This window comes from Paenibacillus sp. J2L1-98, from assembly GCF_056269405.1.
This window is the reverse complement of record NZ_JBWDNW010000010.1, coordinates 137717-164649: the sequence shown is the minus strand read 5'-3', so window position 1 is coordinate 164649 and position 26933 is coordinate 137717. Positions and strand designations below refer to the sequence as shown.

Below are 26933 nucleotides of genomic sequence, written 5' to 3'. Positions count from 1 at the left end.
TGGCGGTCTGCCTTCAGAAAAATTCGCACCGATAAGCATGTTGACGGTGAACCGTTTTCATGCCATAATGTACGCGTGTACATTGAATGATTTATTGACATTGCATATTAGCTTTTCAGGAGGCAATCAACTATTAGCAGGAAAGAAGTAGCAAAGCTGGCCGGTGTTTCAGAGGCGACGGTGTCCAGAGTATTGAACAACGTTGGCCCAATGAAAGAGGATACGCGTGAGCGCGTATTGCAGGCTGCTGCCGAGCTCGGTTACGTTCCGAATGCGCTCGCGCAGCAGTTTGCCAGGAGAAAGAGCGGAAATATCGGCGTCATCCTGCCGTTTGTACCGAAGGTTCACTTGTTCTCCACCTATTATTTTTCGGAAATATTAAGCGGGATCGGTGAAACGGTGAAGCGCTGCGGCTATGATCTGCTGCTTATTTTCAGAGAGCCGGACGGAGCGAGAGATTACGCGAAGCTCTTTCGAACACAGAAGATTGATGCATGCATCGTGCTCGGCTCAGAAAATGTCCCGGAAGAAAGGGCTGCTCTGGCGGAGCTGAAGGCGGGGGGCTTTCCCTTCTGTCTCGTGAATCAGCGCTATGACGAGGAGTCATACCGGACTGTCGATGCCGATCATGTCGCCGGCAGTATGGCAGCCGTTCGGCATTTGATTGAGCAGGGCAGCCGAAGCATTGCTTTCGTAAACGGCCCGCAGCAGTATTCCAACAGCGCTGACAGGCTGGAAGGTTACATGGCAGCGCTGGAGGAAGCTGGCATTGCGTATGAGCCAAACCATGTCTACACGGGCAATTACAGCCGCAAGAGCGGCTATGTGCTGGCGGGGCAGCTGGCAAAACAAATACAAGCCGGCAGCATTGATGCGGTATTCGCAGCGAATGACCGAATGGCGATTGGACTTATGCAGGGATTGCGTGAGCAGGCGCTTGAGGCAGGCCAGCATTATGCGCTGGTCGGGTATGATGATTCAGACGGCTCGCGCATCATAAGTCCGCAGCTGTCGACCGTTGCGGTTCCCTTTTACGAGATGGGGAAGCTCGCTGCCGCCAGACTGCTTGAGACGGAGCAAAATCATGAATTAACGGAACCGGAGCAGGAATTGCTGCCCGTCATCTTGGTTCAAAGGGAAACGTCCGGCGCCAAAAACTAGAAAGTACAAATGAGAGGCGGGCTTTTATGGATAAAGTAAGAGTAGGTATGGTTGGCTATAAGTTTATGGGTAAAGCGCATAGTAACGCTTACCGTGCGCTTCCGATGTTTTTTCCGGATTCGGTTAAACCGGAGATGAAGGCGATTTGCGGACGTGATCCGGAAGGGCTGGAACAAGCCCGGACACAATTCGGCTGGGAAAGTTCGGAAACCGATTGGAAGGAGCTTGTTAAACGCGATGATATCGATTTGATCGATATTAATGCGCCAAGCGATGCGCATAAAGCAATCGCGCTCGCAGCGGCAGCGGCAGGCAAGCATCTATTCTGTGAGAAGCCGCTAGCGCTTACGCTCGAGGATTCCCGTGAGATGCTTGAAGCGGCGGAGAAGGCCGGCGTGAAGCATATGGTTGGCTTTAATTACCGTTTCGCGCCTGCGATTCAGCTGGCGAAGAAGCTGGTTTCGGATGGACGTATCGGCGAAATCCACCATTTCCGTGCCGTTTTTTTGCAGGATTGGATCATTGACCCGAACTTCCCGCTCGTATGGCGTCTTCAGAAGGAAATCGCCGGTTCCGGCTCCCATGGCGATTTAGGGGCGCATCTGATCGATATGGCGCGCTTCCTGGTCGGCGAATTTAACGAGGTTATCGGAATGAGCGAGACGTTCGTTAAGGAGCGGCCGATCGCTTCCGCCATGACGGGGTTGAGCGCAAAGGGCAGCGAGGATGGACCTCGCGGCGAAGTTACGGTCGACGATGCGACCTTGTTCATGACACGCTTTGCAAACGGCGCGCTCGGCAGCTTCGAGGCAACCCGCTTCGCAGCAGGCCACCGTTGTACGAACGCTTTTGAAATTAACGGCAGCAAAGGCAGCATCAAGTTTGATTTTGAGCGGATGAATGAGCTTCAGGTTTATTTCACTGACGATGCCGAAGATGTGCAGGGCTTCCGCCGCGTGCTTGCAACTGATCCAGCGCATGCTTACATGGATGCTTGGTGGCCGGCGGGACACACGATTGGATATGAGCATACGTTCACGCATGAGGTGCATGAGCTGATGCAAGCATTCGCTGAGGATCGCCAGCCGGTGCCGAACTTCGTAGACGGCGTAAAATGCCAAGAGGTGCTTGAGGCGGTAGATCGCTCGATTGCTGAGCGCCGCTGGGTTGCCATTAGCGAATTATCGTAAGAAATGCAAGGAGATAAAGCAGAGCATTGGAGAGGCAGGGAGAACTAATGAAAAAAGCTTTGATCGTATGGGGCGGCTGGGATGGCCATCAGCCGAAAGAGGTAGCTGAAATTTTCCGCGAGGTGCTTGCCTCTGAAGACTTTGAGGTAGAGGTGTCCGATACGCTGGAAGCGTTCGCGGATGCGGAGAAGCTGCTCGGTCTGGATCTCATCGTGCCGGTGTGGACGATGGCACGGATTGAACAGCAGCTGGTTAATAACGTTTCTGCTGCAGTACAAAGCGGCGTAGGCCTCGCTGGCTGTCATGGCGGCATGTGCGATGCGTTCCGTGAAAACGTAGACTGGCAGTTTATGACCGGCGGCCAATGGGTGGCGCATCCAGGCAATGACGGCGTTGAATATACGGTTAATATTTCTAATTCAACTAGCCCGCTAACGGATGGCATTGACGATTTCATCGTAACTTCGGAGCAATATTATTTGCATGTGGATCCTGCGGTGGAAGTGCTCGCAACTACGAGATTTCCGCTGACACCGGGACCTCACTCCCTTAACAAGGCAGTCGATATGCCTGTCGTATGGACAAAGCGCTGGGGCGTAGGACGAGTTTACTATAACTCGCTTGGCCATCAAGCGAATATTATCGACATTCCAACCGTTAAGGAGCTCATGAGACGCGGCTTCCTATGGTGTGCGGATGGCAAAGCTAAAGCGTTAGAGGCCGGCACAAGCGCAGCGGCCTATAGCGGCATGGCGGATAATCAGCTGTAAATCGAAATGATAAAATAATAAGCATGGGACGAGGGACGGACTAAAATGGACAAAATTAAAGCAGGTATTATCGGAACGGGTAATATTAGCGGGATTTATTTTGAAAACGGCAACCGCTTTGATGCGCTTCAGGTTGTCGCTTGCGCGGATTTGGATGTCGAGCGGGCAAGGGCGAAGGGCGAGGAGTTTGGCGTTCGCGGCTGCTCGGTGGAGGAGATGCTCGCTGATCCGGATATTCAGTTGATTATCAATTTGACTATTCCGCAGGCGCATGCCAAGGTTTGTCTGCAAGCACTTGAGGCAGGCAAGCATGTTTACGTAGAGAAGCCTTTTGCGGTAACCCGCGAGGAAGCTCAGCAGGTACTAGAGCTTGCTGCCAGAAAAGGGCTTTACGTCGGAAGCGCGCCTGATACGTTCCTCGGCGGAGGCATTCAGACAAGCATTAAGCTGCTGGAGGACGGCTGGATCGGTACGCCGATTGGCGCAACTGCGTTCATGGTATGCGGCGGCCACGAATCATGGCATCCGGCGCCTGAGTTCTACTATCAGACCGGCGGCGGTCCAATGTTTGACATGGGCCCTTATTATTTAACGGCACTCGTAGCGCTGCTTGGGCCAATTACGCGGGTAACGGGCTCGGCACGCATCTCTTACCCGGAGAGAACCATTACGAGCAAGCCCAAATACGGCCAGCAGGTAAAGGTCGAAGTGCCGACGCATATCGCGGGCGTGATGGATTTTGCATCCGGTCCGATCGGGACGCTGCTGACGAGTTTTGATGTGAAGGGCGGCTCCACGCTGCCTCGTATCGAAGTTTATGGCAGTGAAGGCACGCTGCTCATTCCAGATCCGAACACCTTCGGCGGTCAAGTTAAAATTTGGCGTGCAGGCTCGAAAGAATGGTCGGACATTCCGCTTGCTTACGGCTTTACAGAAAATGCGCGCGGCGTCGGCGCTGCCGATATGGCTAAAGCGATTCAAACCGGCCGCAAGCACCGTGCGAGCGGTGAGCTTGCCTATCATGTGCTTGAAGCGATGCATGGCTTCCATGACGCATCGGAGCAAGGCGTGCACTATGTGATGAAGAGCAGCTGTGAGCGTCCGCAGCCGCTGCCGCTCGGACTGCAGCCCTACTGCTTAGATTAAAAAATGTGAAAGTGGCTGTCTCAGGGTCTGATAAGACCTGTGGGACAGCTGTTTTTTTTGGAGCTGTACAAGCGGGGGCGGGTGGGGCGATGATGAACGATTGATTTGAGGAAATCGAATTAAACCGGGTGAGGGGGGATGATGAACGATTAGTTTGAGGGAATCGAATTAAACGGGGGTGATGAGGCGATGATGAATGATTAGTTTGATGAAATCGAATTAAACGGGGCGATGGGACGATGATGAATGATTAATTTGGTGAAATCGAATTAAATCGACTAATGATGAACTATGCCATATCGCATAATATTTTTGGGAAATAAAATTAGGCTTGTTAGTTCGATTCTATATAGCTAAAGCGTGCTGCTCGGGGTATTAATTCGATTTCACAAAACTAAATCGGGCTCGGGATGCGAGTGTGGCGGATTAGCTCTATTCTGCAAACTTAATCGGCCATTTTTAGAAGCTGCTCTCCCAATACGCTGATTAATTAGGCAAAATCAATCTAAAGCGACTCTTACGGCTAACTTTCTTCAATTAGTTTGAGGAATCGAATTAAACAGGGTGATAGGGCGATGATGAATGATTAGTTTGATGAAATCGAATTAAACAGGGTGATAGGGCGATGATGAATGTTTAGTTTGAGGAAATCGAATTAAACAGGGTGATAGGGCGATGATGAATGATTAGTTTGGTGAAATCGAATTAACCGGGCGATGGGACGATGATAAATGATTAGTTTGAGGAAATCGAATTATACGGGGTGATAAGGTGATGATGAATGATTAGTTTGGTGAAATCGAATTATACGGGGCAATGGGACGATGATGAACGATGCCATTTCGCCTATTATTTTATGGAATCAAATTAGGTGTTATAGTTAAAAAGAGTGCCCCTGCAGCCATTTGGCTTTCGAGGCACCCCAATGTTGTTAAATGCATTTATTTGATCCAAGCTTCAACTTTATCTGCGTTTTGCTCGACCCATGCCTTGGCTGCGGCCTCTGGTGTTTGGCCTTCTTGAATTTGAACCATGACAGCTGCCATATCGTCCGCTGTCCAATTGAATCGGTCGAGGAAGGCGAACGCCGCTGGCTGATCCTCCTTCAGACCTTTACGCGCAATCGTATGAATTTGCTCATCTCCGCCATATACGTTTTTAGGATCCTCCAAATATTTCAGGTCCATCTTGGCGAACATCCAGTGCGGCGTCCAGCCTGTTACAACAATCGGTTCCTTGTTCGCATAGGCCTTCTCGAGCTGCTGCGTCATTGCTGCAGAGGAGCTTTCGAGCAGCGTCCATTTATCACGCAGCTTATATTGGTCTAATGCTTTCTCTGTTGACATCATAAGGCCAGCGCCCGGCTCGATGCCGATAATCGTATGGTCCACCGTATCGCCAATGCTATCGGTTAGCTCCTCGATGCTGTTAATATCCATATACTTTGGAACGACAAGACCGATTTTGGTGCCTTCCAGATTAGGTCCAAGATCCTCGTATTTGCCATTATATTTCGTAACATATGAAGCATGTGTCGTAGGCAGCCATGCCGCTACCATAGCATCCGCGCTGCCATCGGAAATACCGGCCCACATCGGGCCTGCATCTACCTGCATCAGCTCAACATTGTAGTTAAGCTTTTGCTCCAGCACTTCTTTTACAACATAGGTGCTTGCAATCTCGGAATCCCAAGCGACATAGGCGAGCGTTACTTTTTTACTGCTGCTTCCCCCGGATGCGGAGCATCCAGCCACTAGAGCGATCACAATAACAGCTGCAGCGATTATACTCATTTTATTGAATTTCAAAAAACCACTCCTCAAAGTTTGTGTAACTTAGGATGTTTTCGTTTTACGAATGACCTGTTGGGTCAGACGGTCCAAAACGATAGCTAAAATAACGATAGCAAGACCGGCTTCAAAGCCTACACCGGTATTACCCTGCGTAACGGCGCGATAGACAGAAGCGCCAACGCCCTGTGCGCCGATCATCGAGGCGATTACGACCATCGATAGCGACAGCATAATCGTCTGGTTGACGCCGGCCATGATCGTCGGCATCGCAAGCGGAAGCTGCAGCTTGAACAGCTTCTGAGCAGGCGTCGATCCGAAGGCATCTGCGGCTTCAACTAACTCGGCCGGCACCTGACGGATGCCGAGATTCGTCAGCCGGATCGTTGGCGGTATCGCGAAAATGATCGATGAGATAACGCCCGGAACTACGCCGAGAGAGAAGAAGGTTACGGCAGGCAGCAAGTAAACAAACGCTGGCATCGTCTGCATGAAGTCGAGCACCGGTGTAACGATTTTTTGGATGCTGGAATTGCGGGCGCATAGTATGCCTACTGGAATGCCGATCAGCACCGATATGAAGGCCGCAGTCAATACGAGCGCGAGTGTCTGCATCGTTTGGCTCCATAAGCCGAGATTTTCGATAATAAGCAGACCGATAAGCGTAAATAAAGCCATTTTCCACTTGCCGATATACCAAGCTATTAGAGTAAATATAACGATAAGGACTAGCGGCGGAAACCAATTAAGCGCTGTATCCAGTCCGTTTACGGTTTCGCCGACAACGGTACGTATCAATTGGAAGAACGGGTCCAAATGAGCTTCAAGCCAAGCCTCGAGCCATTCGATCCAGCCGGCTAACGGAATTTTAGGCAGATTCATGACGTGCACCTGCCTCTATTACAGAATTTCCGGCTAATGCGGCCAGAACCGCGCCTTTGATGACGATGCCTTTCAGGCGTCCTTTGTCATCAATGATGGATACGGGGAATTTCGAATTGCTCATTAATTCAAACAATTCATTAAGCAGAGTGTCCGGCTGGGCGGAAGGCGCTTCACGCTCCATCGCTTCTTCCAGCTTTAAGCCGTTTTTTATCGCGTTAGCCGCATCCTCTGCGGTTATAACACCAAGCAGCTGCATCCCTTTGTCGACTACATACAGGCTCGAAACACCGCGGTCCCGCATCAATTGCAAGGCTACGCGGGGACCCTTCTCGATCGTAATCGTTTCGGGCTTAACCATGACATGCGATGCTGTAAATACTTTAGACAAATCGACGTCCTCGACGAAGCGCTCTACATATTTGTTGGCAGGCTGCATCAATATTTCTTCGGGCGAACCGATTTGGACGACGCTGCCGTCTTTCATCAGTGCGATTTGATCTCCGATTCGAAGAGCCTCGTTCAAGTCATGTGTGATGAATATGATCGTTTTTTTCATTTTGGACTGGAGCTCAAGCAGCTCATCCTGCATATCCTTCCGAATAAGCGGATCTAGCGCGCTGAATGCTTCGTCCATCAGCAGAACATCCGGATCATTAGCAAGTCCTCTTGCGAGTCCGACACGCTGCTGCATGCCGCCGCTTAATTGATCGGGATAGCTATTTTCCCAGCCCTTCAACCCGACAAGCTCCAGCGAATCCATCGCCATCGCTCTGCGCTTCTTCTTGTCGATGCCTTGAACCTCAAGCCCGTATTCAATATTTTGAATAACGGTGCGATGCGGAAAGAGCGCGAACTTCTGAAATACCATACCTACATTTTTTCTTCTAAACTGCCGAAGCTGCTCAGGAGACATGCGGAGAACGTCTGTCCCGTTAAACAGCACTTGGCCTAGCGTAGGCTCGATCAAGCGGTTGAGCAGACGAACAAGTGTCGATTTGCCGCTGCCGGACAAGCCCATAATAACGAATATTTGTCCTGCTTCAATGGAGAAGCTGGCTTGGTTAACCCCAACCGTGTGCTTCGTTTCTGCAAAAATTTTCTCTTTCGACCATCCTTTATCCAGCAGCGGGATCGCCTTTTTCGGATCAGCTCCGAAAATTTTGGTTAGCCTCTTGGCTTCTATAATCGCCATGTTATGCCCCCTTGTGGAATATTTCGACTCCTATAAGTGTAGGTGGTTATCTTTGTAAAGGTCAAAAGGCGTGAGCCATCGTATAGTTTGTACAGTTATAACTTTACGTACTTTACATACGGTATACTCCTGATAACTCCCTTTTTCATGTCAAAGGCTTTCTTTACATATGGACAGCCCTTTGATTACAATAATTGATGTAGGCATGATAGGGGGAACGACACTCCTCAGGAGGAACGACATGAATGAACTTGCAGAATTAACAGAAGAGCAGCTCACAAAGCTTCATAATACGCGACGCCGCGTCATTGAATCGATCGGAAAAAACATGGACTTGTACGGTATTACGTTATCTATTGGTCATCTTTACGGGAATATGTACTTTAATCGTGAGCCGGTTACGCTTGATGAGATGAGTCAGACGATGGGAATGAGCAAGACGTCGATGAGTACAGGCATGCGGACGCTGCATGACTTGAAGATGATAAATAAAGTATGGGGCAAGGGCTCCAGAAAAGATTTATACAAGGTCGAGCCGAATTGGCATCAGAACTTCGCGGACTTCTTCTCAATTAAATGGAGAAAAGCAGTCGAGCAGAACATGAGCGCTTTAAACCGTTCAATGAAGGAAATCGATGCATTAAAGCAGCAATATGAGAGCGATTCGGCATTTCTTGACGTGCTCGAGAATGACGCGCTGAAGATTGACGAGGCGTTAAAGTATTACAGATGGCTGGAACGTCTAATCGATTCGTTTGAGACCGGGGACATTTATAAGTTTATACCGCTAGAGGAATAAGGATTGGGACAAGGTATATAGCTTATGCAGAAAATAAAGGTCTGAGCGTTTTACGCTTAGACCTTTATTTTGTTTATTTTAAAGCAGCAGCCGCTTTGGATTTTATTGATGCGGAGCAAGCGCTGCGGGATGATTTTGATGTGCAGAATATGGTAAGCTTACATCCATAACTATTGGATAAGGGGACGACCAAATCGATGAATGACCGCTTGAGTGCCAGCATGAATCCATTGATCGTTACGAATGGAAAGGTAATATTGCCGGATAAAATAGTGGAGGCAGACGTAGCTATCGTGAATGGGCGAATCGACGCTATCTTTGAAGGCGAAGAGGCTGCCCGGAATTGGAGACGACTGCATCCCGGCTCTGCATTGGTTGATGCGGCAAAGCAATATGTGCTGCCGGGCCTTATCGACATCCATTGCGATGCGATTGAGAAGGAAGTACAGCCCCGGCCGAATACGTTGTTTCCGCTCAATATGGCTTTATTGGAGTTCGAACGGAAGCTGCCGGTGCACGGCATAACGACGATGTACCATTCGTTATCGCTTGGCGTAGGGCTAAGCTTGCGGGGCGATCATTTGCTGACCGGGATGGTCGAACATATTAACAGCTATCGAACCAAACGGTCCATGATTCGCAACCGGATTCACTTGCGATTCGAAGTATCTCATCTGGCCGGCATGCCGATTGTCGAACGGTACTTGGATGAGAAAGCAATCGACTACTTGTCGTTTATGGATCACTCGCCGGGGCAAGGGCAGTATCGCGAGCCGGGTTCGTTTGAACGTTACGTGATGAAGAACCAGGGTGTGAACGTCGATGAGGTACGCGTCATTGTCGAGGAGTTGCTTCAGCGGAGACAGCTTGTAAATAGTGAGCATTTGCTGAAATTGAGCAAGCTGGCTGCAAAGCGCGGTATTGCTATCGCATCGCATGATGACGATTCAGTCGAAAAAGTAGAAGAGTCGGTCGGCTACGGCGTTTCCGTCTGCGAATTTCCGATAAATTTGGAAACGGCCAAGCATGCTTGCGAGCGAGGGATGAGAGTATGCTTAGGCGCGCCGAATGTAGTCAGAGGAGCATCGCATGATAAAAATTTAAGGGCAGTCGATGCCATTGCCGCGGATGCGGCAGACATTTTATGCTCCGATTATCATCCTTCCTCCATGCTGGCTGCAGTGTTTAAGCTAGCCGATGAAGGGATTGCTGCTTTGCCGTCTGCGGTACGGATGGTAACGCTGCATCCTGCTCAGGCATTAGGCGCAGGCAGCGAGCTTGGTTCCATAGAGCTTGGCAAAGCAGCCGATCTAATCATTGTGGATCGCTATGACGGCCAGCCTTGGGTTACGAATACAATCGTCGGAGGCCAGATCGTTTATACAGCGGCAGTCCGTTATTAAGACGGAGTGGGATTAGCAAACTCGGAATGGTGAAGATGCTTATACAGGGAATCGACCATTCTGCCTTGCTCTGACTCTGAGGATTCCTGCCAGATCATTTCAAACAGAACACCGAGCCCGGGCAACGCACGCTCGTCTGCGCCAACTGAATCTCCAATGACTTCAGAAAGCTCCTCGGCTGAATTGTCCTGCACACGCATTACGATCGCTTGACGCAAATCAACAGTTTTCAAATGAAACAACCTCCTGCCGCATTCGGATTTACTTATTTACTATGTCCAGCGCATGCCGCTTTCATCCGAATGAGCTAGCTATGGTATACTGATGAGATCACCTACATCAATCATCCTGTAAGGAGGATTTTGTAAAGATGGCGAAAAAACAGTACGCAGTAATCGGAATGGGCCGATTCGGCTCCAGCGTTGCAAAAGCTCTGACGGAGATGGGCTTCGAGGTGCTGGCAATCGACTCGAACGAGCATCGCGTTCAGGAAGTCGTAAATACGGTAACTCATGCCGTTTCTGCGGATTCGACGGATGAGGAAGCGCTTCGGGCGCTTGGCATACGAAATTTTGACGTGGTCGTCGTTGCGATTGGACAAGACATTCAGTCGAGTATTTTAACGACGCTCATCCTGAAGGATTTAGGCGTGAAAACGCTGATTGTCAAAGCGCAAAGCGAGCTTCATGGCAAGGTCGTTAACAAAATTGGAGCCGATAAGGTTATTTTCCCTGAACGGGATATGGGTCTGCGTGTTGCGCATCATCTCGTTTCGCCCAATATTCTCGATTACATCGAGATTTCGGATGACTACAGTATCATTGAGATTAAAGCACCCGGTCGGATGATCGGACAAAGCTTAAAACAGCTCGATATTAGAGCGAAGCATAAATGCAACGTCATGGCTATCAAAACAGGCTCCGAGATGAACATTGCCCCGTATGCCGATGATTTAATCGGCAGTGATGATGTCCTTGTAATCGTCGGCAAAAACTCGGATCTGACCAATTTAGAAATCGCATATTCGGAAGGTTAAATCTAATTATGAATGAAAATTTTGATCCATTGATTTCATCCCTGCAGAATGAAAAGGTTAAGCAGTGGGCATCGCTGCTGGACAAAAAGTACCGCGATCGAAGCGGACAGTTTCTGATCGAAGGTGTTCACCTTGTGCTGGAAGCGCTGAAGGGAAATGCAGACGTAAAAACGATCGTTTACGATACGGAGCGCGGCATTCCTGCAGAGCTAAAGCTCGAGCGGGAAACCAATGATTCGGCGGCAACGTTCGGATTAGAATGGGTACAAGCTTCACGGGCGGTTATGTCAAAATGCACGGGGACGGATACGCCTCCGCCCGTATTTGCCGTTTTGTCCAAGCTATCGTCAGATAGTGCCGCTTTATTCCGCAAAAACTGCCTCGTTGTCGTACTGGACGGCGTACGCGACCCGGGTAATGCCGGTACGATCATCCGCAGCGCCGATGCGGTTGGAGCTGATGCCGTCATTTTGGGCAAAGGCTGCGTTGACCTCTACAATCCGAAGACCGTAAGGTCGACAATGGGCTCTTTGTTTCATTTGCCGATTATTGAAGCGGATTTGAAGGAGCTTCTCCCGCAAGCGAGGTCAAAAGGGGTAAAGCTTATCGGAACAAGCCTGCAAGCGGAACATACCTGCTACGGCTACGATTGGAAACAGCCGACATGGCTGCTTATGGGCAGCGAATCGGAAGGGCTGTCGCCTGCGGTACGCGGGCTCGTCGACGAATCCGTCATTATTCCGATGGTTGGGCAAGCCGAGTCGCTTAACGTAGCGATGGCAGCAACGGTGCTTCTGTATGAGAGCTTGCGACAGCGGACTTATTCGAGTAAGTAATGTGGGTTATAACGTGATTGAGATGTTTATGACAACCAATAAGGCAGAATACTCCTTGATACACAAGGGTTTTCTGTCTTTTATTGTATTTATGCAATATTATTTGAAAGCGTTTTCGAAGCGAAGCGGACAGATTGGAAGGGGATGTACAAAAAGAAGCGGTAACAATATCATTACCTAATGGATTCACTCTAAATTGGTCAAATATTATCGAATTTAGTTGTTTAGTTTTTCTGGTTGGTAGATTATTATTAAGCTACTTAGGTAGTCTCTGTTTATAACATATATAAACTGGGGCTGCTTTACTATATATTGCATCCGTACAGTTCTAAAAATGCTATCGACAGGTTCATAATATGCAGAAAGCAGGTGAACACGATGATGAGTTTTTACTCTAAAATTTTAGTCGCGCACGACGGATCGGAATTAGCTGAAAAGGCATTAAAAACAGCAATTAAGCTAGCCGGCGTTGATAAAAAAATAGAGCTGCATATCCTGCATGTATTAAAGCCGCTGCCTCTCCTCGATTTTTTGGAGGCAGGGGAGGAAAGCATGAAGGTGCTTCGCAGGGAAAGAGCGGAACTAATGATGAACGAAATAAAGGAGTCGCTCGACGGCATGGGGAATCCTGTCGTGATCAAAATTAGCGAAGGGCATCCGGAGAAAAAAATTGTGAAATATGCCGAGCAGCATACATGTGACATGATTGTGATGGGAAGCAGAGGGCTAGGGGGAATCAAGGAGTTTTTCCTCGGCAGCGTCAGCCATTATGTCGTGCAGCATGCCGCAGTGCCGACATTTATAATTAAGTGATCTTGCAGGATCATCCCAAACGGGGATTGATATGGAGAAGCCGTATGCGATGGTCTGCACGTCCGGAAGCTGTGAGAGGCGCATGCATCTGCATGCGCCTCTTTCAAGGGCAAAAAATGCAGCCGTAAAGGAAGGGGGAAGATCATGAAGATGAAGTTCCAGGCTAGCTCAAACAGATTGTTTTATTGCATATTGGGAATGCTCTTGACCCTTGTATTTGGAAACGGTTGCGGAAAGAGTGGTTCTGCCCCTGAGTTTAAAGTGATCTATAACAATGAATCGCAGGCGAAGCATACTGCTCAGCCGGGGGAACCGGTTAGACCGGAAAAATATAAAGTAGCTTTTGTCTCCAAAATCGCCGGAATTCCTTATTTTGAAGTTGCGGAGGATGGGGCTAGAGAGGCTGCGAAAGATCTGGGCATCGAGCTAATCACGTCCGGTCCGCTGGTAGCGGACGCGGAGCACCAAATCGAAATCGTGGAACAACTGATCAGAGAAGATGTAGATGCGATTGCCATCGCGGCCAATGATCCGAAGGAGTTAATACCGATTCTGCAGAAAGCACAGAAGCAGGGAATTAAAGTCGTTACCTGGGATTCGGATACATTGCCAGATGCTAGAGCTTTTTTTGTCAATCAAGTGGATTATGAAGTGTTTGGACGCCATCAAATGGATCTCTTGGCGACGCTTTTAAATGAACGCGGCTCATTCGCCATTTTAACGGGTTCGACAACGGCCATGAATTTGAACGAATGGAGCAAGTGGATCAGGAAACAGCTGGATGAGTATTATCCGAAAATGAAGCTGGTCGAGATCGTATCCAACAACGAGGATGTGGAGGAAGGTTATAAGCTTACGCTGGATTTGCTGGACCGGCATCCCGACATCAAAGGAATCATCGGGGTTGGGTCTACGAGCCCGCCTGCTGCGGCTAAGGCCGTGCTGGAACGGGGGGAAAAAGGTGAAATCAAGGTCATTGGAGTAGCGTCTCCGAATCTGATGCGCAATTATTTGAAGGAGGATGTCTCGCAGGTTATAAGCCTTTGGAGCCCCCAAAAGCTCGGATATTTGACCGTGTATATGGTGAAGCAGCTATTGGACGGAAATATGGCTTATGACGGTCAAAAAATTCCGAATGTAGGGAACATACGCATAAAAGGGGATGTTGTCATCATGGGTGAACCGATAGATTTTACGAAAGACAATGTAGACGATTATGATTTTTAGAAATATATTCAAAAACTACAGGTTCACTTCCAAGCTGATTATTACCTATTTGCTCCTTACTGTTATCCCAATGGCTCTGATCGGATATGTTTCGTATTGGCAGTATAACCGCTCGATCGAAGACCAGGTTGGAAAATACATTCCTCGCATATTAAGCCAGGCTAACGATAATATTGACCGTAAATTGGACGAACTGCAAAACCTGAGCGAGCTTATTTACAACTCGAATGAGGTTGTCTCTATTTTGGGAAAAACATCGCCTCAATCCCAGTCCCGTAATCTACAGGATAAATTTACGGTGGAAGGCTACTTATCCCGCACCTACTTAAGCGGCAATTACAGCGATGTTCTCGGTGTTTTTATTTCCAGCAATGACCGGATTTTTCAGAAAGCCAATCTCGGCTACAGCTCTTTCGATCCCGGCTCGTTCCCGGTTGGACAAGAACTGAATTTTCGCGGAAAAGTAAATATCATTCTGCCGTTCGATGCAGGTTTACGGTTTGATGGAGCAGTTCCCTATTTGTTGATCGTCAAGCCAATCAAGGATTTCGATAACCGGAAAACGTTAGGTACGATGTATATTGCCGTTACGATGAAGTTTATCGAGAGCGTTTTGTCCGAGCTTGCAAACGAAGATTCGGCAGCTTTATGGATTATGGACATGAACGGAAAAATTATATACCATACCGAATCCGAGAGGATCGGGGGGATATACGACGACGCGCGTCTGTTTCCGATAACGGATGGAAGTTTCAAAAAAATGACGTCGTCAAAAAGTGAGCTGTTCAGCATCAGCCGTTCGGCATCCACGAGTTGGACGCTGGCTTATCATATTCCAATGGAGAAGCTGACGGCTCAAACCGACCGGCTTCGCAGTCTGATGATTCCCGCGTTTATCCTGTTCGTTGCAGTCACGGGAGTGATCTCTGTACTGCTCGCCTGGAATTTCACACGACCGCTCATCCAGCTGCGGCGGCTAATGGTCAATGTGCAGATGGGAAACTTTCAGGTCGACATGCAGATCCGCAGCCGGGATGATGAGATCGGCATGTTAGCGCACCGGTTTAATGCCATGGTGAAGGAAATACGCGCGCTCATCCAGGAAAACTACCAGATCGAAATTAAGCAAAAAGAAGCCCAGCTGTATGCGCTCCAGTTTCAGATCAATCCGCATTTTATGTACAATACGCTCGAAACGATATCGATGGCGGTGGAACAAGGGGAGCGGGAAACTGCGGTGGAGATGGTATCGCTGCTCGGCAGAATGATGAGGTTTTCGCTCAGCAACAAACGAAGAACGGTACCGATTTCCGAAGAATTACAGCATGTCGAGGATTTCTTGCAAATCCAGAAATACCGGTTCGAAGACGCGCTTGAGTATGTCATACACTGTTCCATTGCAGCCGAGAATTTCGGGACGCTGAAATTTATTTTGCAGCCGATCGTAGAAAACAGCATTAAATACGGGTTGGAACACCGGCAAAAGGTATATATTGAGCTCGCAATTGACGAGGTGCGCGACGAGAATGGGAAAGCGGTATCTATCCGATTTAGTATACGCGACAATGGTATCGGAATGGATGCCGGCCGTTTGCAGCAGGTCCGTCTCATGCTCTCGGACACTCAATATATGCAAAGGGACTCAGGCGTCGGATTGTTGAATGTTCATTCCCGCATTGTGATGGAGTACGGTGAATCCTACGGTATGAGCATTAATAGCGAGAAGGAAAAAGGAACAATGACTGTGCTGGAAATTCCGGTACTGCCTATGGAGGATTTAAAATGATACAGCAGATTCATGTGGTTGTTGCCGATGACGAGCCTATGATTCGCAGGGGAATGGCTCGCCTTATCGAAGAATGCGGGGAAGAGTGGAAAGTGCTCGGTATGTTTGCCAACGGATCCGAGGCGCTGAATTATATGAAGAATCCCGGAATACGGGTTGATCTGCTCGTTACGGATGTCAAAATGCCAATAATGGACGGATTAGCCTTAATCCGGGAAGTCCGGCAGTATCAACCCATACTTCCCTTGGTGATCAGCGGATATGATGATTTCGAATATGTGCGGACCGCGTTAAGAGAAGGGGCTATCGATTATGTTCTCAAACCGGTCAACCGCTCGTTATTTCGAATACAGTTGAAGGAAATACAGCATAAGATTCTGCGCCGGAAGCTTCAAGATGAGCGCAAAGCGCTTCAACAATGGTTATACGAAGGTGATTCGATGAGTATATCCGGAAACTGGCGAAGTACCTTCCTGGAAAATTCGTACCGTCTTCTATGCGTTTCCTTGGATGAACCTCCGATAAAGACGAGGACATATACGCGGAGAGACTGGGAGTTATCCATGTATGCCGTCGAGAATATATTGGAAGAAACGATAAATGAAGCGATGCAAGGACAAGCTGGACGCGGATGGGTTTGGCAGGGCGGGAAAAGAATGTGCTGGATCCTTCTGGGGGATGCCGAGGATGTGGAACAAGTGGCGGAATCGCTTCGTTTGGCTGTTTTGCGATGCATGGGTCTTTCGGTGACCGTATCCGTCAGCGCCGAATTTAACGATATGTACAGCTTGCCGGGTATGAGGGACGATGCAGCATCACTGTTGTATTTACGGCTCGTATATGGGGGCAACCGGGTAATTGCGGCCGACCGCATGCAGGATATATCCGAAAACGCTTTGCCTATCAAACTTCGCCGGATTGTACAGCGTCTTCGTTTGGAGATCGGGAAAGAAGCGGATGGAGAAACAAAGTCGCTGCTGGATGATTATTTTAAGGAAATGGAATCACTTAGCCAACCAGCAAGCATTCGGCATGCCATTGAGTATCTGATTATTCATATTCACGGTGCATGCCTGGAGACCGGGCATGAAGAAGCACAAACGCAGATATTATCAAACTTGGCCCAAATGGATCAGCATATGGCCAGCTTCCATCAGCTTCGCAAACAATTGAACAATTTACTGCTGCTCGTATCGGCCTCTATGCGCGAAAAACGGTCGAAAACAGATCGGACGCCTGTCAACCGATCGAAGGCTTGGATCAAACAACACTTGGGGGAGCCGCTCACGATTCAATCGATTGCCGAGCAGATTCCTATGAATCCCACCTATTTTTGCGAGATATTTAAAACACATACCGGAGAAACCGTGCTGGGTTATGTGAAACGGTTAAGAATGGAGGAAGCGGCAAGGCTGCTTACCGAAACCGATGGCAAATTGCCTTATATCTCCGACAAGGTCGGGTACAATGATGTGAAATATTTTAGCCGCCAGTTCAAAAGGCATTTCGGCGTACTTCCCTCATCCTTTAAAGATATCGCAAAACCGTCTGCAGAATAATGCAGCGGTTTTTTTTATTGAAAGAACCGAAATTTGTCTACCCCTTCCGAAAGATGTCTACTGTGTTAACGCTTTCATCACAGATACAATGAGAACAACACAAAGACATGGAGGGATTTTCTTGAAACTTGGAATTCACGCATATGCATGGTGCTCGCAATGGAGCAACGATACGCTGCATTTGATTAATCGCGTCAAAGATTTAGGTTTGGATTTTATCGAGCTGCCGCTTATGAGTTTAGATACATTCGACGTGAACGCGGTTCGCGGGCGGCTTCAGGATATCGGATTAGAGTGCTGCACGTCCACCGTACTGCTTGAAGGAATGGACCTTACCAGCGATGATGCCGAAGAACGGCAAAGAGCGGTCTCCTATTTGAAACAATGTGTGGAAGTGTCCAGCGGAATAGGGGCTAAGCAGTTAAGCGGAGTCATCTATTCGCAGCATGTGAAGACGGCAACAAAACGGCCCTCCGAGAAGGAATGGCAGATGGCAGCCGACGGACTGCGGGAAGTGGCGAAATATGCTGAAGCATTGGGAGTGCCTATCGCACTAGAACCGGTTAACCGTTATGAAACTTACTTGATCAACACATCAGAACAGGCGATGAAGTTAATCGATATGATCGGGATGGATAATGTCGGGGTGCATCTTGACACGTACCACATGAATATCGAAGAGAAACGGTTCTCTGATGCGGTGAAGCTGGCAGGCCCGAAGCTGATGCATATTCATTTGTGCGAAAATGACCGCGGCATCCCCGGGACGGGACTTGTCAATTGGGATGATTTGTTCCGGACGCTCGGGGAAATTAATTATGAGGGTTATGCGGCTTTGGAATCATTCGTTGACATCACCGACAACATGAGCACCTGGGTATGGCGCCAATTAGCACCAAACGGAGATGTGCTTATTACAGAAGGTAAAACGTTTATCCGCACTATGCAGGAGAAATACGGTTTGGTATAAGCAGGAGGTATCAGTCAAATGGAGTTCTTGTTGCAGATGAGTAAAGTTAGCAAGACGTACCCTGGGGTAAAAGCGCTGGACGGTGTACAGATCGCGATAAAGCCGGGAGAAGTGCATGCCCTGATCGGTGAGAACGGGGCGGGGAAATCAACCTTAATGAAAATTTTGGTTGGCGTTGAAAGCGCGGATGAGGGTGCAGAAATCGAATTCGCCGGTGAGAAGGTGCATTTCTCCAAACCTATCGATGCCACGCTAAAAGGAATCTCTATCATCTATCAAGATTTGAGTCTCTTTCCTAACCTTTCTGTGGCAGAAAATATTTGCATCGGTCGTGAAAACGCCGGCAAAGGCTGCTGCCGGGTGCAATGGAAACAGATGAAGCTGCTTGCAGAAAAGACATTGGCTGAGCTTGGTTTGAATATGGATGTATCTCTCCCCCTGGGAAAATTAAGCATTGCGAAACAGCAGTTGGTTGCAATCGCACGGTCTTTAGCATTTGATTCTAAATTAATTGTAATGGATGAACCGACATCTTCCTTGTCTTCTGGAGAAGTCGAGCATTTATATAACATTATCGAGGATTTACGCAAGCGGGGGATCTCGATCATCTATATCAGTCATAAACTGAAGGAATTGTTTACCGTGGCCGACAGATTCACGGTTCTCCGAGATGGGAAGTTTGTCGGCAGCTATGATAAAGACGATATGAATGAAGATAAGTTGATCTCCTTAATGGTAGGGAGAAAGGTTGAGGTCATCAACAGGGAAGAGAACAAAGGCGGGGAAGAAGTCCTTCGAGTGGAGGCGCTCTCTAAAAGAGGGAACTTCAAAGACATTTCTTTCTCCCTTCACGCAGGCGAAATAATTGGAATTACGGGATTGGTCGGCGCAGGGCGCACGGAATTGGCGCAAGCGTTATTCGCTTTAAACAAACCGGATTCCGGCAATATTTATATCTCCGGCAAGAAGGTGGACATGAAGTCCTCGGGAGATGCAGTTAAACACAAGATGGCTTATATACCCGAGAGCCGCCAGACGCAGGGCCTGTTTCTGAGGCAATCTATCATTGATAACATTTCCGTTACGGTGTTTGGCCAAATGCTTAACAAGTTCGGGTTTATCGAACGGGCGAGGGAGAAACAGCTGGCTTCCGAGTATATACAAATACTGGATATAAGACCTCCGCTTGCTGAGATGAATGCCGGCCAACTTTCAGGAGGCAATCAGCAAAAGATCGTCATCGCCAAATGGTTATCGACCGAACCTAAGATATTAATCATTGACGAGCCGACGAACGGAATTGATATCGGCGCAAAAACAGAAATTCATAAATTGCTGCGCAGGCTTACGAACAAAGGAATTGGAATTATCGTCATTTCCTCTGAACTACCGGAAGTATTGGCCGTAAGTGATCGGATATTAGTCATGAAACAAGGCAGAATTTCCGGTGAAATTGCCGCAGCCGAAGCTACGCAAGAGAAAATTATGAATTTTGCCGTTTTAGGAGCTGGTTAAATTGAAATCGTTTTTCAAGTCGAAAGAAATGGGGATTTTAGCCGTACTCGTTTTTCTTTGCACTGTGCTAAGTGTAAACAATCCGATCTTTTTAACGCTGGATAATATACAGGATATTTTAAAAGCCAACAGTGTTCTGGCTATCTTGGCGATGGGTATGACATTGGTCATTATTACCGGGGGAATCGATGTATCTGTAGCTGCTATTACAAGCGCGGCCATGGTTATTACCGGACATTCGATGAAGCTGCTGCCGGATTCGCCGATATCGATCCTGCTTGCGCTTATCATCGCAGTTGCAAGCGGATTAATCATCGGTCTGCTAAACGGAACGCTTATCTCCAGGCTGAAGATTCCCCCTATCGTTACAACGCTGGGTACGATGAGCATTATTAACGGCAGCATTCTCTATTTCACGAACGGCGTTTTCTTGAACAGCAGCAATTTTCCGCAAGTTTTCATTCGCTTTTCCGATATTAAACTGGCAGGAATTTCTATTCTCGTTTATATCATTGCCCTTGTAACTCTAATCACTTGGTACGTAATGAAATATATGATGATTGGACGCTCGGTGTTTGCCATTGGAGGAAATCCGGTATCGGCGGTTAGAGCGGGCATCCATTTAGAGCGCACACAATTGTTTGTTTACGGATACATGGGTTTTCTGGCCGGCATCGCTGCAATGACTCAAATGATGTATACAAAATCGGTTGATCCAAACGGGATGCTTGGTTTTGAGCTGACGGTTATATCCGCTGTTGTTATCGGGGGAGCGAATATACTGGGCGGCAATGGCTCGGTTTGGGGCACGCTCTTAGGCGTATTGCTGCTCGGTGTCATGCAGAATGGGTTGATTCTCAGCCATATCGATACGTATTGGCAAAAAGTGATCGTCGGCTTGGTTATCCTCAGCGCCGTATCCTACGATTATCTGCAGCATAAACGGGCTGAATCAAAGCAATTGAAAGTAGAAGTTCAGGCATAGGAGGAATAACAGGATGTCGAAGATCTTGAAGATCTCGAAAGAAACGATGCTTGGGTTTATTTTAGTCGCACTATTCATTCTTATGTCAATCATAGCTCCCGGTTTTTTGGACTCGTACAACTTGAGCAACATGATGTTTCAACTGCCGGAGCTGGGCATTTTGGCTCTTGGAATGATGGTGGTTATCGTTACGGGGGGGATCGACTTATCGATAACCTTTACCTCATCTTTATCGGGGGTTATTACCGCTATGTGTTTGACGGATCACTTCCCGGTTGCCGTTGCGATTTTTATCGGTATAGCAGTCGGTTTGATATGCGGGCTGCTTAACGGATTTTTTATAGCGGTCATCGGCGTTTCCCCGATTCTGGTAACACTCGGCAGCATGGTGCTGTTCGAGGGTATTAATCTTACGATTAGCAAAGGAAATGCGATTTCCGGGTTTCCGGACTCTTTCGGGAATATCGGCAATATGTCCATTGGTCCAATTCCATTACCGGTCATTATCTTCCTTGGATTAGCGGCGATTACCACTGTTCTGCTTAATCGAACGGTTTGGGGCCGAAGTGTTTACAAGGTCGGAATCAATCCGGTCGCCGCTCAATTCTCCGGACTCAACGTGAAAAAAGTTTTGATGTTCGTCTATTTATTCTCTGCCTTCATGGCTGTGATAGCCGCAATCATTATGATCTCCAGATATAACTCGGCTAAAGTCGATTTAGGATCCTCCTACCTGTTATTAACGGTATCCGCAGCTGTTCTGGGAGGAACGGAAATATCCGGTGGTTACGGGAAAGTAATAGGCACGGTATATGCGGTGACGATATTTCAGGTTTTATCGAACGGTTTGAATCTTCTGGGAATACCGAAAACGGTAGTCGACATTTTGATGGGTGTGATCCTTATCGCTGTTCTGTCGCTTAATTATGTGTCGGCGAGGATGAGCCACAATAAATCGATCAAACAATCGATTAAAAGTTCCTCAAGTGAAAATATCTGTTTCTAGGAACAGGTATCTCATAGATTTTCCAAAAATTCAAAGAGAATAGGGGTAGTTAAATGAAAAAGTTTTCAGGCGTGCTTGTAAGTGTACTGCTGGTATTTGTATTGGTTCTGTCGGCTTGTTCAGCAAAAAATGCCAACAATTCCTCAGGAGTGGGCCCGAACTCTGAAGGAGCAGCTTCTACTGCTTCTGCGGATAATCAAGGAGCAGCCGGTAAAAAGCTGAAAATTGCCGTCGTCCCTAAATTAATCGGCATTCCTTATTTCAATGCTTCGGAAACCGGAGCTTTAAAAGCGGGTACTGACCTTGGAGTCGAGGTTATTTACACAGGACCTACTCAAGCGGATGCTGCACAGCAAGTAAAAGTCATTGAAGATTTGATCAGCCGTAAAGTCGATGTGATCGCAGTGGCGCCTAATGATCCTGCTTCTTTGACTCCTGTATTGAAAAAAGCAAAAGAGCAAGGTATTAAAATTATGGACTGGGATACACCAGCGGATCCATCCGTTGTCGAGCTTTCCGTTCAACAGATTGACAATGAAGTTTTCGGACGGACGATCACTGACAAACTTGTCGAGAAAATGGGTTCGGATACAGGCGAATATGCAATTGTAACGGGCGGATTGTCTGCTGCCAACTTGAATACTTGGATCGATTGGGCTCAAAAACAGGCAGACGAAAAATACCCTGGCCTGAAGCTGGTCACCGATAAAGTCGCTTCGGACGAGAAGCAGCAAATAGCCTATCAAAAAACGCTGGATCTTCTTAAAGCGTATCCGAACCTGAAAGGTGTTATGGCTTTCTCGACAGTCGCACCGCTAGGCGCTGCTCAAGCCGTTAAGGAAAAAGGACTTGAGGGAAAAGTAGCGGTAGTTGGTACTGCGCTGCCGACTGATTCTAAGCCGTACTTGATGGACGGTTCGTTATCTTCCGCGCTTCTCTGGGATCCGGGTGCACTCGGCTATTTGACAGTTGCTATGGCGAAAGATTTAGCGGAAGGAAAAATGCCTGCAGACGGCCAAGATGTTCCGAATGTAGGAAAAATTCAAGTGAAGTCTGATAACAAAACCGTTATATTGGGACCTCCAACTGAATTTACGAAGGAGAATGCAGATCAATTTAAATTTTAGCGGGGTAAAACCGATGACAGACCCAAAGATTTATTTAGCTGTAGATAATTGCTTCGCCTCCAAGAGATGGACGAAACCGGCAGAATGGATGGAATTGCTCGGGAGGATGGGTATAGCCTGCGTGGAAGCCAGCGCGGACAATGAATGTGATCCTCTTTATATGGATAAGGAATATATGGAGCGCTGGATCCAAGAAGTGAATGATGAAAGTCAAAAATCAGGCGTCCGGGTCGTCAATCTTTATTCCGGCCATGGAACGTATACGACTTTGGGACTGGCGCATCATGATATTGCTGTTCGGGACCGGATCCAACAGCAATGGATTAAGCCCATGGCGGATATTGCTGCAAAATTGGGAGCGGGACTCGGTTTTTATTGCCACGCTTTCTCTGATTCCGTCCTGCAAAAAACGGAAGCTTACAAGGAAACGGAGGAGGATCTTTACGCCAGGCTTGCCGATATCGCCCAATATTGCCGTGATCTCGGCGTTCGCACTCCTGGTGTCGAGCAAATGTATACGCCGCATCAAATTCCATGGACAATCGAGGGCTCGAAACGGCTGCTTAAGGAAGTTTTCCGTTTATCGCAATCACCCTTTTATCTTACGCTGGATACGGGTCATCAGAGCGGCCAATCTAAGTTCTTTCGTCCCGATAAACAAAAAATCGAAGAAATGGCCAAAAAATTTCGTGAAGACGGTTATCAGCCTTCGTTTTGGCTCGGCCCTTTATCTGCATATGTACTTTTTGATCATATGATTCAAGAGCCCCTCGAAAAACAAGCGGATTATGTGGAGCAGATCATGGTGGAAATGGAATCTTATCCGCAAATGTTCGCTAAGCAATCGGATGACGACACGTATCGTTGGCTCGAAGAACTGGGATGCTACTCTCCAATCATCCATTTACAGCAAACTACGGGCAGTTCCTCCGCTCATCTGCCTTTTACGGAGGAATACAACCGAAAAGGGATCATTTTAGGAGAAGCATTGTTGATGGCATTGGAAAAGTCATACCAAGCTTCTGATGACAAGGGATTGCCTCCTAAATGCGAGGAAATCTATCTGACCCTTGAAATTTTTTCCGGCACCAGCGAGATGAACATTGATATTTTGAAAAAAATGCAGGATTCAATTGATTACTGGCGGCAATTCATTCCCATGGACGGGATGAAATTAAGCGAAGCTATTCAATGCCTGAAGAAGTAACTAAAAGCGACGCAGGAGAGTCACGGATGAAATAATGCTAGGAGCGAATTCTAATGTCTAAACAACGATACGAGCTGAAAAATGATAAAATCCGATCGGCTTTTCTCAATTTGAAGGAGAATTACCCGGAGCGTTTAACGAAAAGGCTGAATTTATCTTGGAGCAATTGGGGTTTCGGCATGGAGCCGCTTGCAGACTCGGCCAAGCGGCTGCAGAACGCAGGAATCGAATTCATTGAGCTGCACGGAAATCATTACGGACCGGACCTTGGCTACCGCGCAGGGGAAACATTGGAGATTCTCGGATCCTGCGGCATTGCGGTAGCCGGCGTATGCGGAATGTTCTCGAAGGATAACGATCTGTCCAGCAACCGTGCCGTTCACCGTCAAGCAGCCATTGACTATTTGAAACGTGAGATCGAGTTCACTGCTTCGGTGGGCGGCTCTTATTTGCTGGTTGTCCCGGGTGCCGTGGGAAGACCCAATAAATACGATGAAATGGAGCTGGAACGGAGTGCCGAAATGCTGCGATCTGTCGCGGATCTGTTCCTGAAGCACGGTGTCAAAGCGGCAGTCGAGCCTATCCGGTCAGCTGAGACTAGTTACGTCCATACGATTTTGGATGCGCAGGCATATATTCGCGCTGTCGATCATCCCGGCATCCAGCATATTAACGCGGACTTGTATCATATGCAATCAGAAGAGTCCCATATCGGGGAAGCGTTATTGAGTTCCGGCGAACAACTGCTCAACCTGCATTTGGCGGACAGCAACCGCTGCGCTTTAGGGGAAGGATCTTTAGATTTGGACACTGTCATCATGGCGCTCTATTTGCTCGGCTTCAACAGGGATGGACGTTATGTTACCCCTGAACCTCTCGGGCCCGGCGGGGATCCTTATCCGGCGATGTTTGGTAAGCCGGATAGCGCGAAACTGGACCATTTGGTCATGCAGACGGCTTCTTATTTCCGCGAACGCGAGTCCTTTCTGCTCGGCTAAATTAGACATTCATCTTTGCTTTGAGAGCCCAACTGATCAAGCTGTCCTTGATCAATTCGGGCTTTTTTTGTGTTAGTATTCTTTTCTAAAAATTTCATCCATGTATGCAGCTATCCGCTCATTAATTTCAAGAAGCAAGTAATCGCGGGAGAAGGCAAGTGACTCCTCATAGCTGCGATAAGTAACAAGATAATTAACACTGGTGCTGTTGTTCTTTTCTTCATTTATTGCGATATTTCGACTAAGAATAAATCGTCTGGACAATGCCAGATCTGCTTCAATCCTTGCGATAATAATGTCTGCTGTTCTGACGAAAAGACTGCGCAATGACCGGGCTTTCTTATGTAATTCTTGCTGATTATGTCTAACAACTGCGAGTACGATGGGAAGAATAATGGAATCGTACACCATCCGCATCTCTTCGTGTGATGGCCGAGCGGTCAAATCGTATATTTCCGACATTTTCATAGCCATACGCAACTCACCTCACGTCTATTATATGCGAACATTTGTTCCCGTGTCAATCAGAGGCGGCTTTAATCTATCAATTAATCTGTAAATTAAGGCGTCGAAATACCAAATGTTTCCTTGTTTTGTCAGCTGCCAAACCTTACAGTAGAATATTATAACGATTCAAACGGCATGACGGAGATTGCATACGAATTTCGAAAAGTGTTATGGAGGTAGGTTTATGCACAAAATTGCTATTCTTTCTGATATACACGGTAATTTGCCCGCTCTGGAAGCCGTGCTGGAAGACATCCATCAACGGGAGGTCGCAAAAATCTTTTGTCTCGGGGATCTCATCGGAAAAGGCCCAAGCTCGGATATTTGCGTAGATCTTGTAAATAAACATTGCGAGCAAGTGATTATGGGGAACTGGGAAGATTTTATGACAAAGCAAAGCGATATTGAAGCGATTCAGTGGCATCAAGCCGTTCTGGGCGAGAAGCGTATGCGTTATTTGGAGTCGCTCCCGTTTTCGATCGAATTTGTTATGAGCGGAAGATTTATAAGATTGTTTCATGCATCCCCCCGCAGCTTGTATGAACGAATTCAGCCTTGGGATGATTTAGATCAACGACTGTCGCTATTTGATTATTCTGAGCTTTGCGAGCGGCAAAGACGGGCAGACGTCGTGGGCTACGGAGATATTCATAATGCTTACCTTCAGCATCTATCGGGCAAGCCGTTGTTTAATGTCGGCAGTGTAGGAAATCCGCTCGACATTACACAGGCATCCTATGTCATTTTAGAAGGGCAATCAGCTGATGAGAGCTCTGCTCCGCTAAACATTCAATTTGTGCGCGTACCCTATGATATTGAATTATCGATTAAGCAAGCCGCTCAATCAGGCATGCCTTTATTAGAGCCGTATATAAAGGAATTAAGGACGGCCAGATACAGAGGGCTTCAGGATTAGTTTGTGATAGAATCATTTCCCGGATGTCCGGAGTATACAAATCAAAAAGTGCTGCTGACCGACATTAGTTGATCAACAGCGCTTTTTTTGCTTGTTCGTCTATGGTTCT

General features: G+C 47.7%; 24 protein-coding genes and 1 pseudogene. 20 read left to right on the top strand and 5 right to left on the bottom strand.

Translation table 11 applies throughout. From position 1 onward, the window contains the following. Positions 1-132 precede the first annotated feature (132 nt). Genes AC0YNZ_RS18980 through AC0YNZ_RS18965 form a run of 4 tightly spaced genes read left to right on the top strand, consistent with a single transcriptional unit; the run spans position 133 to position 4267 of the window. On the top strand, positions 133-1161 hold the full coding sequence (locus AC0YNZ_RS18980; protein ID WP_475828126.1) for a LacI family DNA-binding transcriptional regulator: 1029 nt from the start codon (positions 133-135) through the stop codon (positions 1159-1161). A 26-nt stretch (positions 1162-1187) separates the two neighbouring features. Further along, entirely contained in the window at positions 1188-2351 is a 1164-nt protein-coding gene (locus AC0YNZ_RS18975) for a Gfo/Idh/MocA family protein (protein ID WP_475828095.1), read from the top strand. Positions 2352-2398: 47 nt separating this feature from the next. Next, the gene (locus AC0YNZ_RS18970; protein ID WP_475828094.1) at positions 2399-3121 is read left to right on the top strand and encodes a ThuA domain-containing protein; all 723 of its coding nucleotides are present in this window, start codon (positions 2399-2401) and stop codon (positions 3119-3121) included. A gap of 45 nt (positions 3122-3166) precedes the next feature. Next, positions 3167-4267, top strand: a complete 1101-nt coding sequence (locus tag AC0YNZ_RS18965) for a Gfo/Idh/MocA family protein (RefSeq protein ID WP_475828093.1) — start codon at positions 3167-3169, stop codon at positions 4265-4267. A gap of 941 nt (positions 4268-5208) precedes the next feature. Here the strand turns inward: AC0YNZ_RS18965 and AC0YNZ_RS18960 are convergent. Genes AC0YNZ_RS18960 through AC0YNZ_RS18950 form a run of 3 tightly spaced genes read right to left on the bottom strand, consistent with a single transcriptional unit; the run spans position 5209 to position 8134 of the window. Further along, a complete protein-coding gene (locus AC0YNZ_RS18960; RefSeq protein ID WP_475828092.1) occupies positions 5209-6075 on the bottom strand; it encodes a glycine betaine ABC transporter substrate-binding protein in 867 nt (288 codons plus the stop codon). A 27-nt stretch (positions 6076-6102) separates the two neighbouring features. Beyond that, entirely contained in the window at positions 6103-6939 is an 837-nt protein-coding gene (locus tag AC0YNZ_RS18955) for an ABC transporter permease (RefSeq protein WP_475828091.1), read from the bottom strand. After that, positions 6926-8134, bottom strand: coding sequence for a quaternary amine ABC transporter ATP-binding protein (locus tag AC0YNZ_RS18950; RefSeq protein WP_475828090.1), 1209 nt, complete (start codon positions 8132-8134; stop codon positions 6926-6928). Before AC0YNZ_RS18950 ends, AC0YNZ_RS18955 begins: the two co-directional genes overlap by 14 nt. Positions 8135-8375: 241 nt before the next feature. Between AC0YNZ_RS18950 and AC0YNZ_RS18945 the strand changes: the two genes are divergently transcribed. Both AC0YNZ_RS18945 and AC0YNZ_RS18940 read left to right on the top strand, forming a co-directional pair. After that, positions 8376-8933 carry a GbsR/MarR family transcriptional regulator gene (locus AC0YNZ_RS18945; RefSeq protein WP_475828089.1) on the top strand — a complete coding sequence of 186 codons (558 nt, stop codon included), beginning with the start codon at positions 8376-8378 and terminating at the stop codon, positions 8931-8933. Positions 8934-9130: 197 nt separating this feature from the next. Beyond that, a complete protein-coding gene (locus AC0YNZ_RS18940) occupies positions 9131-10336 on the top strand; it encodes an alpha-D-ribose 1-methylphosphonate 5-triphosphate diphosphatase (RefSeq protein WP_475828088.1) in 1206 nt (401 codons plus the stop codon). Here AC0YNZ_RS18940 and sspI read toward each other — a convergent pair. Next, the gene (sspI, locus tag AC0YNZ_RS18935) at positions 10333-10569 is read right to left on the bottom strand and encodes a small acid-soluble spore protein SspI (protein ID WP_475828087.1); all 237 of its coding nucleotides are present in this window, start codon (positions 10567-10569) and stop codon (positions 10333-10335) included. The genes AC0YNZ_RS18940 and sspI overlap by 4 nt on opposite strands. 131 nt (positions 10570-10700) lie before the next feature. Here sspI and AC0YNZ_RS18930 point away from each other — a divergent pair. From AC0YNZ_RS18930 to AC0YNZ_RS18870, 13 genes and pseudogenes are all read left to right on the top strand, one after another. Beyond that, positions 10701-11372: pseudogene (locus AC0YNZ_RS18930) on the top strand (potassium channel family protein); the annotation flags it as partial. An 8-nt stretch (positions 11373-11380) separates the two neighbouring features. Further along, entirely contained in the window at positions 11381-12208 is an 828-nt protein-coding gene (locus tag AC0YNZ_RS18925) for a TrmH family RNA methyltransferase (protein WP_475828086.1), read from the top strand. A gap of 378 nt (positions 12209-12586) precedes the next feature. Next, complete coding sequence (locus AC0YNZ_RS18920; protein ID WP_475828085.1) at positions 12587-13021, top strand: universal stress protein; 435 nt, start codon at positions 12587-12589, stop codon at positions 13019-13021. 144 nt (positions 13022-13165) lie between these two features. Beyond that, positions 13166-14248 carry an autoinducer 2 ABC transporter substrate-binding protein gene (locus AC0YNZ_RS18915; protein ID WP_475828084.1) on the top strand — a complete coding sequence of 361 codons (1083 nt, stop codon included), beginning with the start codon at positions 13166-13168 and terminating at the stop codon, positions 14246-14248. Further along, a complete protein-coding gene (locus AC0YNZ_RS18910; RefSeq protein WP_475828083.1) occupies positions 14238-16034 on the top strand; it encodes a sensor histidine kinase in 1797 nt (598 codons plus the stop codon). Before AC0YNZ_RS18915 ends, AC0YNZ_RS18910 begins: the two co-directional genes overlap by 11 nt. After that, on the top strand, positions 16031-17593 hold the full coding sequence (locus AC0YNZ_RS18905) for a response regulator (RefSeq protein ID WP_475828082.1): 1563 nt from the start codon (positions 16031-16033) through the stop codon (positions 17591-17593). Before AC0YNZ_RS18910 ends, AC0YNZ_RS18905 begins: the two co-directional genes overlap by 4 nt. 121 nt (positions 17594-17714) lie before the next feature. Next, positions 17715-18563, top strand: coding sequence for a sugar phosphate isomerase/epimerase family protein (locus AC0YNZ_RS18900; RefSeq protein WP_475828081.1), 849 nt, complete (start codon positions 17715-17717; stop codon positions 18561-18563). Positions 18564-18581: 18 nt separating this feature from the next. Further along, positions 18582-20078 carry a sugar ABC transporter ATP-binding protein gene (locus AC0YNZ_RS18895; protein WP_475828080.1) on the top strand — a complete coding sequence of 499 codons (1497 nt, stop codon included), beginning with the start codon at positions 18582-18584 and terminating at the stop codon, positions 20076-20078. Between the two features lies 1 nt (position 20079). Then, positions 20080-21063, top strand: a complete 984-nt coding sequence (locus AC0YNZ_RS18890; protein ID WP_475828079.1) for an ABC transporter permease — start codon at positions 20080-20082, stop codon at positions 21061-21063. Between the two features lie 13 nt (positions 21064-21076). Next, the gene (locus tag AC0YNZ_RS18885) at positions 21077-22069 is read left to right on the top strand and encodes an ABC transporter permease (protein ID WP_475828078.1); all 993 of its coding nucleotides are present in this window, start codon (positions 21077-21079) and stop codon (positions 22067-22069) included. Between the two features lie 53 nt (positions 22070-22122). Then, entirely contained in the window at positions 22123-23196 is a 1074-nt protein-coding gene (locus tag AC0YNZ_RS18880; RefSeq protein WP_475828077.1) for an autoinducer 2 ABC transporter substrate-binding protein, read from the top strand. Positions 23197-23209: 13 nt separating this feature from the next. Beyond that, entirely contained in the window at positions 23210-24403 is a 1194-nt protein-coding gene (locus AC0YNZ_RS18875) for a sugar phosphate isomerase/epimerase family protein (protein WP_475828076.1), read from the top strand. A 53-nt stretch (positions 24404-24456) separates the two neighbouring features. Continuing rightward, positions 24457-25401 (top strand): sugar phosphate isomerase/epimerase family protein, encoded by a 945-nt coding sequence (locus AC0YNZ_RS18870; protein WP_475828075.1) that lies wholly within the window; start codon positions 24457-24459, stop codon positions 25399-25401. 72 nt (positions 25402-25473) lie between these two features. Here the strand turns inward: AC0YNZ_RS18870 and AC0YNZ_RS18865 are convergent, their stop codons facing one another. Beyond that, on the bottom strand, positions 25474-25875 hold the full coding sequence (locus AC0YNZ_RS18865; RefSeq protein WP_475828074.1) for a YhjD family protein: 402 nt from the start codon (positions 25873-25875) through the stop codon (positions 25474-25476). A 217-nt stretch (positions 25876-26092) separates the two neighbouring features. Between AC0YNZ_RS18865 and AC0YNZ_RS18860 the strand changes: the two genes are divergently transcribed. Continuing rightward, a complete protein-coding gene (locus tag AC0YNZ_RS18860) occupies positions 26093-26824 on the top strand; it encodes a metallophosphoesterase family protein (protein ID WP_475828073.1) in 732 nt (243 codons plus the stop codon). The last annotated feature ends 109 nt before the right edge of the window (positions 26825-26933 follow it).